12 protein-coding genes are annotated in these 9,730 nt (G+C 72.8%); 5 read left to right on the top strand and 7 right to left on the bottom strand.

Annotated elements, in window-relative coordinates; all coding sequences use genetic code 11:
• Positions 1-55: 55 nt before the first annotated feature.
• From ACFWJX_RS27160 to ACFWJX_RS27140, 5 genes are all read right to left on the bottom strand, one after another.
• Positions 56-487, bottom strand: coding sequence for a hypothetical protein (locus tag ACFWJX_RS27160; RefSeq protein ID WP_383248200.1), 432 nt, complete (start codon positions 485-487; stop codon positions 56-58).
• Between the two features lie 29 nt (positions 488-516).
• Positions 517-1,356: a DUF1206 domain-containing protein gene (locus tag ACFWJX_RS27155; RefSeq protein WP_383248199.1), complete on the bottom strand. Its 840-nt coding sequence runs from the start codon at positions 1,354-1,356 to the stop codon at positions 517-519.
• 149 nt (positions 1,357-1,505) lie between these two features.
• Complete coding sequence (locus ACFWJX_RS27150; protein ID WP_383248197.1) at positions 1,506-1,772, bottom strand: DUF5133 domain-containing protein; 267 nt, start codon at positions 1,770-1,772, stop codon at positions 1,506-1,508.
• Between the two features lie 53 nt (positions 1,773-1,825).
• Positions 1,826-2,665, bottom strand: coding sequence for a SigB/SigF/SigG family RNA polymerase sigma factor (locus ACFWJX_RS27145; protein ID WP_383248195.1), 840 nt, complete (start codon positions 2,663-2,665; stop codon positions 1,826-1,828).
• Positions 2,666-2,947: 282 nt separating this feature from the next.
• A complete protein-coding gene (locus ACFWJX_RS27140) occupies positions 2,948-3,343 on the bottom strand; it encodes an ATP-binding protein (protein ID WP_383248231.1) in 396 nt (131 codons plus the stop codon).
• Positions 3,344-3,713: 370 nt separating this feature from the next.
• Between ACFWJX_RS27140 and ACFWJX_RS27135 the strand changes: the two genes are divergently transcribed.
• The 3 genes from ACFWJX_RS27135 (at position 3,714) to ACFWJX_RS27125 (ending at position 6,240) form a co-directional block, all read left to right on the top strand.
• Complete coding sequence (locus ACFWJX_RS27135; protein ID WP_383248193.1) at positions 3,714-3,935, top strand: hypothetical protein; 222 nt, start codon at positions 3,714-3,716, stop codon at positions 3,933-3,935.
• 58 nt (positions 3,936-3,993) lie between these two features.
• Entirely contained in the window at positions 3,994-5,472 is a 1,479-nt protein-coding gene (locus tag ACFWJX_RS27130; protein ID WP_383248191.1) for an aminotransferase class I/II-fold pyridoxal phosphate-dependent enzyme, read from the top strand.
• A 312-nt stretch (positions 5,473-5,784) separates the two neighbouring features.
• Positions 5,785-6,240 carry a cyclic nucleotide-binding domain-containing protein gene (locus tag ACFWJX_RS27125; RefSeq protein ID WP_383248189.1) on the top strand — a complete coding sequence of 152 codons (456 nt, stop codon included), beginning with the start codon at positions 5,785-5,787 and terminating at the stop codon, positions 6,238-6,240.
• 10 nt (positions 6,241-6,250) lie between these two features.
• Here the strand turns inward: ACFWJX_RS27125 and ACFWJX_RS27120 are convergent, their stop codons facing one another.
• Both ACFWJX_RS27120 and ACFWJX_RS27115 read right to left on the bottom strand, forming a co-directional pair.
• Entirely contained in the window at positions 6,251-7,576 is a 1,326-nt protein-coding gene (locus ACFWJX_RS27120) for an MFS transporter (protein WP_383248187.1), read from the bottom strand.
• A 76-nt stretch (positions 7,577-7,652) separates the two neighbouring features.
• Entirely contained in the window at positions 7,653-8,270 is a 618-nt protein-coding gene (locus tag ACFWJX_RS27115; protein ID WP_383248185.1) for a LysE/ArgO family amino acid transporter, read from the bottom strand.
• Between the two features lie 69 nt (positions 8,271-8,339).
• On the opposite strand from ACFWJX_RS27115, the gene ACFWJX_RS27110 reads away from it, so the two are divergent.
• A complete protein-coding gene (locus ACFWJX_RS27110) occupies positions 8,340-9,239 on the top strand; it encodes a LysR family transcriptional regulator ArgP (RefSeq protein WP_383248183.1) in 900 nt (299 codons plus the stop codon).
• Positions 9,240-9,367: 128 nt separating this feature from the next.
• On the top strand, positions 9,368-9,619 hold the full coding sequence (locus tag ACFWJX_RS27105) for a WhiB family transcriptional regulator (RefSeq protein ID WP_383248181.1): 252 nt from the start codon (positions 9,368-9,370) through the stop codon (positions 9,617-9,619).
• Positions 9,620-9,730 lie beyond the last annotated feature (111 nt).

The raw sequence follows: 9,730 nt of genomic DNA, 5'->3' as shown, positions 1-9,730 counted from the left end.
GCCCGGCGCCGGTCGGCGCCGGGCGGGCGCCCGGGGTGGTCTGCGGTGGACGGTGTCAGAAGTCCGTCGGCAAGCCGCTCGCCGCCGCGATGCCGCGGAGCTCCTCCGTGTCGTTCTGGCGCTGCTGGATGCAGCCGGCGATCTCGGCGAGGCGATCCGGGTCGGAGGCGGTCACCGCGTCGGTGACCACGCGGACCGGGCCGGTGCCGTCGACCTGGATCTCGACGAGCTGGTTGTCCAGCCGGCCGGTGACGGCCGTGGCGATGACCAGGGCGGCCTCGTCGCGGATCTCCTGGGGCAGCTCCTCGGTCTCCTGCGGATCGAGGGCGAAGTCGAGAGTCTCGGCGGATTGTTCGTCGAGGGCACGCAGGGCGGGCGCGACGACCTTGAGCAGCATCGCGAAGTCCTCGCTGTCCATGCGGACGCGCAGGAGGTCGAGGTACATGTCCACGGGCCGTCCGTCCGGCGGGAACTCGGATTCGTTCATCTCCCCCGGGTTCCCCGCCCACGGCATGTTCAGACCTTCCGCCAGCGTGCCATCGCGAAGGAGAACACCCCGAACAGCACCAGACCGGCCGCGACGCAGGCCAGCAGCCCCGGCCCGGCGGACGTCTCGGCGAAAGAGCGCAGCGTGTCGTCGAGTCCCTTGGCCTTGTCGGGCTCGTAGTCGACGGCCGCGCGTACGGCGAAGGCGCCCGCCGCCGCGAACACCAGGCCGCGCGCTGCGCCGCCGGCCACACCGGTGACGTCCACCAGGCGGCGCGTCCGAGGAGACATCTGCCCGAGCCGCAGGTTCTTCCGGTACTTGCGGAGCAGGGCCCGGCCGCCGATCCAGATTCCGCCGACGACGATCCCGGCGCCGGCCGCGGCGACGATCCACCGCCCCGCGGGAAGCTCCAGCACCCGGGCGGTGACGTCACGGGACTGCTCGTCGCTCGACCCTCCCCCGTCGCCCGATCCCGCGGCGAAGGCGAGGACGGAGTAGGCGACGAAGGAGTAGAAGACGCAGCGGGCGAGCGCCATCAGCCGTTTCTTCGCCGTACGGCCGTCCGGTCCGACCGAGCCGAAGACCACCTCGGACAGCCGCCACAGCGCCATGCCGACCAGCCCGACGCCCAGGGCCCAGAGCAGCACGGAGCCGAAGGGTCTGCCGGCTATCTCGGCGAGGGCGCCCTGCCGGTCGGCCTGCCGCTTCTTGTTGTCGCCGTAGGCGATCTGGAGCGCCAGCGCCCCGACGAGCAGGTAGATCACTCCGCGCGCGGCCAGTCCGGCCCGCGCGGCCCCCCGCGTGACCGAACCCCGCGCCGCGCGCTCGGCCTCGATACGGCCGCTGCGCGCCAGGGCACTCGCGTTCATGTCAACCTCCTGGAAGAGTCCCGGGGACCCGGATGCCCCGGCTTCGGCACCGCACACCCGGCGACCGCGCACCCGGCCACCGCACCGCGCCGCACACACGGGCGCCCCCCCGCGGATGAGCCGCGGCGGGGCGCCCGAGGGCCGGCCTGTCAGGCGTACACGCGGGACCCGTCGTCGGCGGTGCGGCGGGTCGTGGCATGGGTCGTGGCATGGGTCGTGGCGTCGCCGGCGGTGGCCGCGGCCAGCCAGCCCCGGGCCACCTCCAGGGCCTGGCTCACCTCGCGGGTCCCGGTGGAGACGCACAGCGTGTACGCCAGGTCCTGCGCCCGTGTGTCGACCGCGGTGGATCCGGTCGCCGTCGCCGCCTCGTACTCGTCGACGAGGGTGCGCAGGACGGCAGGGTGAGGCATCAGCATCAACAGGCTCCTTGTCCTAAACGGTTGGGTGCGTACGGCTCGCGGTGGCCGGCTCAGCCGCGGTCGCCCGGTCGGTCCATGGCCTCCTGGCGCACCTGGGCGCAGCTGCGGCTGATGAGCCGGGAGACGTGCATCTGGGAGATGCCGAGCCGGTCGGCGATGCGGCTCTGCGTCATGTCCTCGAAGAAACGCATGTAGAGGATCGCCCGCTCGCGTTCCGGCAGCCGGCGCAGGCTCTCCTTGGCGGACTCGCGGTCGACCACGATGTCGTAGGAGACGTCGGGACCACCGAGGGTGTCCACGAGGCTGTAGCCGTCGTCGCCGGCGGGGAGTTCGGCGTCCAGCGACAGGGTGCTGAAGCTCTCCAGTGCCTCGAGCCCCGCGGCGACCTCGTCGTCCGTGAGGCCGGTGTGGGCGGCGAGGTCGGCGGTCGACGGCTCGGGAGCGCCGGGGGTCTGGGCCAGTTCGCGTCGGGCCAGGCGCACCTTGTTGCGCAGTTCCTGCACCCGGCGGGGCACCCGCAGGGCCCACATCCGGTCCCGGAAGTGCCGCTTGATCTCGCCGGTGATGGTGGGGACGGCGTAGCTCTCGAAGGCCCCGCGTTCCGGGTCGAAGCGGTCGACGGCCTTCACCAGGCCGAGTGCCGCCACCTGCCGGAGGTCCTCGATGGCCTCGCCGCGGTCGCGGAAGCGGCCGGCGATCCGGTGGGCCATGGGCAGCCAGGCGGTGACGATCTCGTCGCGGACGGCGTCCCGCTCGGGCCCCTCCTCCATCGTGGTCAGCCGGACGAAGAGACGTGCGGTGTCGGGAGCGTCGTCGTGGGTCCGGCGCGAGTGACCGGTGGTGTTCGGGGCGGACGTGGGGGGACGGCTTGTCGACATGTCGATGAGCATGCGAAATCGCTCCTGAACGGTCGTGTCAGGGGAATGACCACGGGAGGGTGGCTGTCGTCCGGGGCACAGGGAGCGCCCCGGTGCGGTCATACCGCTCCCGTCGGCGCGCCTCCGGTCCGAAGCACGAACCTCCGTCTGCCCTGCGCCCGGAGGAACAAACTCCGGTCGCCCGAAAGCTGTTCGGTACGGCTGGTCCGCGGCTCGGACCGCTGGGGTGCTGGTACCGCTGGTACCGACGGTACGGCTGGTACTGCCAGTACGCTGGTACGGCTGTGGCCACCGTCAGGACACCGGGACCACCGCGGTGATCCGCTTGCCGCCGGACGGCAGCCCGGACACCCGGACGTCGCAGGCCAGCCGGCAGACGATCGGCCAGCCGCGGCCGCCGGTCCGGCGCCGCCCCTGGTCGTCGAGCGGGTCACTGACGACGGGCAGCCGGTCGCTGCGGTCGCTCACGGAGACCCGTACGGCCGGCCCGTCGACGTCCACGTCGAAGTCGGTGATGCCGCCCCCGTGCAGGATGGCGTTGGTGGTGAGTTCCGAGGCGACGAGCAGGGCGTCGGAGAGTGCCTCCTCGTCGTACGGACTGCCGGTGGCCCGCCCTCGCCCGGCGACCGCGCGGCGTATGGCACTGCGGACGTCGGACGGCCGGCACGGACCGCGCCCGTGACAGTGCACCGGGGCCGGCGCGTCGGTACGGCCGGTCCTGTCCGTTCGGTCGACGGGATCGGTCCCGGTGGTGCGGTCGATGCGGTCGATGCGGTCGATGCGGTCGATGCGGTCGATGCGGTCGGTGCTGTCTGTGCGGTCGCTCCAGTGGTTCGCGTTCGGGCGCATCCTTTCGCTCTCCTGACGTCTTCGGCTGGTCGATGGGGCCCTCTCCCTCGCCGGACGGCACGGCCCTCTCTCTTCGGCTGGCCCCCGGGAGCCGCGCCAAACCTGCCTTTTCGGGCATTCGGCGACACCAGGAGAGGCTGTCGAGGAAAGGCCGGACGGATCGACGGCGAAGGCGGGTCATCGTCCGGCCTCGCGCGGGTAGGCGGGGTACATGACGGATGTCGTGGACTCGGACGAACTGCTGCGGCGCATCCAGCGCGCCAGGGCCTGCGCACGAGAGGAGCTGCGGACCCTGCGATCCCGGAGCGAGGATCTGGGGCGCACCGATCCGGAGGCGGCGCGCGAGGCGCACGTACGGGGCCTGGCCTACGAGGCGGTGCTCGACGTACTGGACGAGATCGTGACTCCGGGGCACCATACGGAGCCCGCCTGACCTGGGCATTCAGTGGGCGACGGGATTGACCGGCGGCCGGGCGGGAACCCGGGCCCGCATGGCAGTCGATCACACCCGTGCACCCGTGCTGGAAGCCCTCGCCGAGCATCACCGCCAGGGCCGCCTGGCCTTCTCCCCACCCGGGCACAAGCAGGCGCGCGGCGCCGACCCCGACGTACGGGCGGTGCTGGGCGACGCGGTGTTCCTCGGTGACGTGCTGGCCTCGGGCGGGCTCGACGACCGGCTCACCCGGGGCCGGGTCCTGGAACGCGCCGAGGAGCTGATGGCGCACGCGGTCCACGCCGAGCACACCTTCTTCACGACGTGCGGGAGTTCCCTGTCGGTGAAGGCGGCCATGCTGTCCGTGGCCGGGCCGCACGAGAAGCTTCTGATCGGGCGGGACGCGCACAAGTCGGTGGTGTCGGGCCTGATCCTGGCCGGGATCGAACCGGTGTGGGTGGAACCGCAGTGGGACGCCGAGCGGCATCTGGCGCATCCGCCGTCCGCCGCGAACTTCGATAAGGCCTTCGAGATCCACCCCGACGCGGAGGGCGCCCTGGTCACCAGCCCGACGCCGTACGGCGCCTGCGCGGACCTGCGGGCGATCGCCGAGGTCTGTCATCGCCGCTCGCTGCCGCTCGTGGTCGACGAGGCGTGGGGAGCGCACCTGCCCTTCCATCCGGAGCTGCCGTCCTGGGCGATGGACGCGGGCGCCGACATCTGCGTCACCAGCGTCCACAAGATGGGCAGCGGTCTGGAACAGGGCTCGGTGTTCCACCTCCAGGGCGATCGGGTCCCGGCTGAGCTGCTGAAGACGCGCGCCGATCTGCTGGGCACGACCAGTCCCTCGGTGTTGCTGTACGCCGGGCTCGACGGCTGGCGGCGGCAGATGTGCCTGCACGGCGAGGAGCTGATGGGAGCGGCCCTGGAGCTGGCGGCCGAGGTGCGGGCGGCCGTCGAACAGATCGACGGCATGCACGTCAACGACCGGGCGGACTTCTGCGGCCCGGACCTCGCCGCCGACTTCGATCCGCTGCCCGTCGTCATCGACCTGGACGGGCTGGGCGTCTCCGGGTTCCAGGCCGCCGACTGGCTGCACGAGCACCGGTCCGTGGACGTCCATCTGTCCGACCACCGCCGGATCAACGTCCAGATCACCCACGGCGACGACCGCGCGACGACCGGGGAGCTGCTCGCGGCCCTCAAGGACCTCGCCCGTGCCGCGCCCGACCTGCGGCCCGCTCCGCGGACAGAGGTGCCGTCGCCCGCCGAACTGCGGCTGGCGCAGGGGCTGTTGCCACGGGACGCCTTCTTCGGCCCGGCCGAGCACGTCCCGTGGTCCGAGGCGGCCGGCCGGGTCGCCGCGGAGATGATCACGCCGTATCCGCCCGGAATTCCCGCCGTCCTGCCCGGCGAGCGGCTCACCGAGCCCGTGCTGCGGTATCTGCGCTCGGGGCTGGCGGCGGGCATGAACCTGCCCGACCCGACCGACCGGAGTCTCGACACCGTCAGGGTCGTCACGCGGGACGCGGAGTGAGGTCGGAGCGCGAGGACCGGACGGCGGAGCAGCGGGAGTGAAACAGGTCACGTGACCGGCTTTTGGTTGGGCGAAAGGCCCCAGAATGGTTTACGGTTCATCCAGTGGTGGCGGAGTCGAGGCTTACTCCTCCGCATACCGCATGTGGCGGCCCTGGCTGGCTTCCCCCGTCCAGCCAGGGCTTTCCCATGCCCGCGGGACGAAACCCGCGTCGCCGAGGTGCTCACGGCGCCCGCAGCGGCTGAAATGGGCTTAGGGCCCTGAGGCCCGAGGGAACATCCCGGAACCATCGCCGGCGAGGAGCCCCGCGCCATGACCAAAGCGATAAAGCTGCTGACCGCCCTCCCCCCGCCCCAACGCCAGCGTCTGATGACCCTCGCCCGGGAGGTGTCCTTCCCGGAGGACACCCGGATCTTCGAGGCGGGCGGCACGGCCGACCGTTTCTGGGTCATCCGCTCCGGCGCGGTCTCCCTCGACCAGCGGGTGACGTCCGTGCAGCGGGTCACCGTCGCCGGTCTCGGCGCCGGCGACCTGCTCGGCTGGTCCTGGCTGTTCCCGCCGTACCAGTGGGACTTCGGCGCGGAGGCGTTCAGCCCGGTGCGCGCCTACGAGTTCGAGGCCCAGCCGGTGCTCAAGCTGTGCGAGGAGGACCCGGCACTCGGTCTCTCGCTGGTCCGGATCGTGGCCGAGATCCTCGCCCACCGGCTGGAGACCACCCGCGGCAAACTGATGGAGCAGTACGGCATGCACCGCCGAGGGGTCATCTGACCGGCCGCGGTCAGACGCGATACCGCCGCAGAGCCGGTACCGCGGCCGCCAGGGCCAGCATCAGGGCGACGACCAGCAGGCCGCCGCCCGCCACCGCCGTGCGGGGGCCGAAGGCCGCGCCCGCGGTGCCGTGGAGTACGTCGGCCAGGCGCGGGCCGCCCGCGACGACGACCGTGAAGACGCCCTGCATGCGGCCGCGCATCTCGTCGGTGGCCGCGGACAGCAGGATGGCGCCGCGGAAGACCATGGAGACCATGTCGGCGACGCCCGCCGCGGCCAGGAACACCACCGCGAGCCAGAGGCTGCCGCTCAGCCCGAAGCCGGCGATCGCCGCTCCCCAGGCGACGACGGCGCCGATGACCATCCAGCCGTGCCGGCGGGCCCGCGAGAAGGTGCCGGAGAGCAGCCCGCCCAGCACGGCCCCGATGGGGACGGCCGCGAAGAGCAGGCCCAGCGCGAGACCCTCCCCGTAGGGCGCGTAGGTCTCGGCGGCCAGTTGCGGGAAGAGGGCGCGGGGCATGCCGAAGACCATCGCGATGACGTCGGCGAGGAAGGACAGCAGCAGCACCTTGTGGCGGGCGATGTAGCGGAACCCCGCCAGGATCTCGCGCAGCCCCGCGCGCCGGGCGGCCGAGCCGTCGAGCGGCGGCAGCGCGGGCAGGCGGGCCACGGCCCACAGCGTCACGCACAGGGCGAGCGCGTCGAGCAGGTACAGCTCGGGCAGGCCGATGACGGGTATCAGGGCACCCGCGAGGAGGGGACCCGCGACCAGGCCGGTCTGCATGACGGTGGAGCCGAGGGCGTTGGCGGCGGCCAGTTCGCCGGCCGGGACGAGGCGGGCGATGGAGGCGGTGCGGGCGGGCGCGTTGAGGCCGAAGAACGCCTGCTGGGTGGCGAGCAGCACCATCAGCACCCCGACCGAGTCGAGTCCCGCGGCGGCCTGGACCCAGAACAGCACGGAGGTGACGGCGATCCCGGTGTTGGTGATCAGCAGCAGCCTGCGCCGGTCCATGGTGTCGGCGACCGCGCCGCCCCACAGCGCGAACACCACCATGGGCAGCAGCCCGGCGAGGCTGGCGTAGCCGACCCAGGCGGACGAGCCGGTGATGTCGTAGATCTGCTTGGGTACGGCGACGGCGGTGAGCTGGCTGCCCACGGCGGTGACGATGGTCGAGGACCACAGCCGGCGGTAGGCGGGCCGGCGCAGCGGGCGGGTGTCCATCGCCCAGCCGCGCCAGCCGCGCCGGGCCTCGCCCCGCGGGTCGGGAGCGGACTCGGTCTCGGCCACCTCCTTGGCGTTCGTCTCGGGTGTGTCGCTGCTCTCGCTCGTGTCCACGCAGTTCCTGGTTGCTCGCTACATCTTTCCTGTCCGGGGGTCACTATGGCAGCTCCCGCTGTGGTGTCGCGGGCGGTCAGGCTCCCGCGATCAGGGTGACGCCGAGCGTGATCATCGTGGCGGCGACGAGTCCGTCCAGGACGCGCCAGGCGCCGGGCCGGGTCAGGAAGCGGCCGAGCAGCCGGGCTCCGAAGCCCAGCGCGGCGAACCAGCACAGGCTGGCCGCCGCCGCCCCGAGACCGAAGGTCCAGCGCATCGGGCCGCGGTCGGCGGCGACGGTGCCGAGCAGGAAGACCGTGTCGAGGTAGACGTGCGGGTTGAGCCAGGTCATCGCGAGGCAGGTGAGGACCGCACGCCGCCGGGAGCCGCCGGCCTCGCCGCCCGTCGTCTCCAGGGCGCCGCCCGGCTTGAGCACCCGGCGGGCGGCGAGGACGCCGTAGCAGAGCAGGAAGGCGCCACCGAGCCAGGCGACGACGGTCAGGGCGTCCGGCCAGGCCACCACCAGCGCGCCCACCCCGGCCACGCCGAGCGTGATGAGGAGGGCGTCGGACAGGGCGCAGATCGTGACGACGGCGAGGACGGCGTCCCGGCGGATGCCCTGGCGCAGGACGAAGGCGTTCTGGGCGCCGATGGCGACGATGAGGGACAGACCGGTTCCGAAGCCGGCCGCCGCGGCGGCGAGAGAGGTGGACATGGCGTCCACGCTAGGGAGCGGATCACCGCGGATCCAGCTAAAGATTCTTACGTATCATTAGCACTCGTGATGACAGACCTTCCCCTGGACCAGGTCCGGACCCTCCTCGCCGTGGTCGATGAGGGCACCTTCGACGCCGCGGCCGCCGCGCTGCACGTGACGCCGTCGGCGGTCAGCCAGCGGGTGAAGGCGCTGGAGCAGCGCACGGGCCGGGTCCTGCTGCTGCGCACCAAGCCGGTGCGGCCGACGGAGTCCGGGGAGATCGTCGTACGGTTCGCCCGGCAACTGGCCCGGCTGGAGCGCGACGCGCGGTCCGAGCTGGGCATGAACGGCGCCGGGGAGCCGACACGCGTCACGGTGGCGGTCAACGCCGACTCGCTCGCCACCTGGTTCCTGCCCGCCCTCACGCGTGTGCCGCGGGAGCCGCCGTTCTGCTTCGAGCTGCACCGGGAGGACGAGACGGTGACGGCGGAACTGTTGCGGGAAGGGCTGGTGATGGCCGCGGTGACCTCCTCGTCGGACGCCGTCACCGGCTGCTCGGTCAGGTCACTGGGCTCGATGCGCTACTTCGCGGCGGCGAGTCCGGGATTCGCCGCCGCCTTCCTCGACGGCATGCCCCTGGGCGAGGGGCTCACGCGGGCGCCCGTGGTCACCTTCGACCGGCGCGACGATCTCCAGGACGCGTTCGTACGCCGGCTGCTGCGCGGCCCCGACGGCGCGAGCCGGCTGCGACACGCGGTGCCGACCTCGGAGGGGTTCCTCGACGCGGTGGTGGCCGGGCTCGGCTGGGGCATGGTGCCGGAGGTGCAGGCGAGGAAGCTGCTGACGGACGGGCGCCTGGTCCCGCTCGCTCCGGAACGCCCCGTGGACGTCCCCCTGTTCTGGCAGCAGTGGAAGCTCGACTCCCCCGCCCTGGCGGCCGTGGCGACCGCCGTGACGGCTACGGCCGCGGAGACCCTGCGGGGCTGACGTGCCGGCGCCCCCGGCCGCCGGCACGGTACCGGCCCGCCCGACGCGGTTTCACTTCAGCCCTGTCGGTGACCCGATCAGGAACAACTCATCCGGAAGCGCAACGACTTCGATCGCAGGTGACTTCGATGGACGACTGGCGACAGCGCGCCGCGTGCCGCCAAGAGGACCCGGAACTGTTCTTCCCGATCGGCACCTCGGGTCCGGCGCTCCTGCAGACCGAGCAGGCCAAGGCGGTCTGCCGGGGTTGCCCGGTCCGGGCGCAGTGCCTGGAGTGGGCCCTTGAGACCGATCAGGGCCTCGGGGTCTGGGGCGGTACGAGCGAGACCGAACGGCGTGCCCTCAAGCGGCGCATCAGGGCTCGACACCGCAGTTCGTGAGCCGCGCGGGCGGACGGGCCGGGTGTCACCCGCCCCGCCCCCCCCCCGGGGCCCCCACCCCCGCCCGCCCGGCCCCCGCCACACCCCCCGCCCCGCTCACCCACCCCGCGC

Origin of the sequence: Streptomyces sp. NPDC058335 (assembly GCF_042723915.1) — a bacterium.
Lineage (GTDB): Bacteria > Actinomycetota > Actinomycetes > Streptomycetales > Streptomycetaceae > Streptomyces.
Note: the sequence above shows the minus strand (reverse complement) of the source record. Positions and strands in the feature narration are given on the sequence as shown.

What these genes read in the sequence shown, in the direction of transcription:
- ACFWJX_RS27160 (WP_383248200.1), bottom strand. Translation starts at nt 487, where the DNA reads ATGAACGAATCCGAGTTCCCGCCGGACGGACGGCCCGTGGACATGTAC.
- ACFWJX_RS27155 (WP_383248199.1), bottom strand. Translation starts at nt 1,356, where the DNA reads ATGAACGCGAGTGCCCTGGCGCGCAGCGGCCGTATCGAGGCCGAGCGC.
- ACFWJX_RS27150 (WP_383248197.1), bottom strand. Translation starts at nt 1,772, where the DNA reads ATGCTGATGCCTCACCCTGCCGTCCTGCGCACCCTCGTCGACGAGTAC.
- ACFWJX_RS27145 (WP_383248195.1), bottom strand. Translation starts at nt 2,665, where the DNA reads ATGCTCATCGACATGTCGACAAGCCGTCCCCCCACGTCCGCCCCGAAC.
- ACFWJX_RS27135 (WP_383248193.1), top strand. Translation starts at nt 3,714, where the DNA reads ATGACGGATGTCGTGGACTCGGACGAACTGCTGCGGCGCATCCAGCGC.
- ACFWJX_RS27130 (WP_383248191.1), top strand. Translation starts at nt 3,994, where the DNA reads ATGGCAGTCGATCACACCCGTGCACCCGTGCTGGAAGCCCTCGCCGAG.
- ACFWJX_RS27125 (WP_383248189.1), top strand. Translation starts at nt 5,785, where the DNA reads ATGACCAAAGCGATAAAGCTGCTGACCGCCCTCCCCCCGCCCCAACGC.
- ACFWJX_RS27115 (WP_383248185.1), bottom strand. Translation starts at nt 8,270, where the DNA reads ATGTCCACCTCTCTCGCCGCCGCGGCGGCCGGCTTCGGAACCGGTCTG.
- ACFWJX_RS27110 (WP_383248183.1), top strand. Translation starts at nt 8,340, where the DNA reads ATGACAGACCTTCCCCTGGACCAGGTCCGGACCCTCCTCGCCGTGGTC.
- ACFWJX_RS27105 (WP_383248181.1), top strand. Translation starts at nt 9,368, where the DNA reads ATGGACGACTGGCGACAGCGCGCCGCGTGCCGCCAAGAGGACCCGGAA.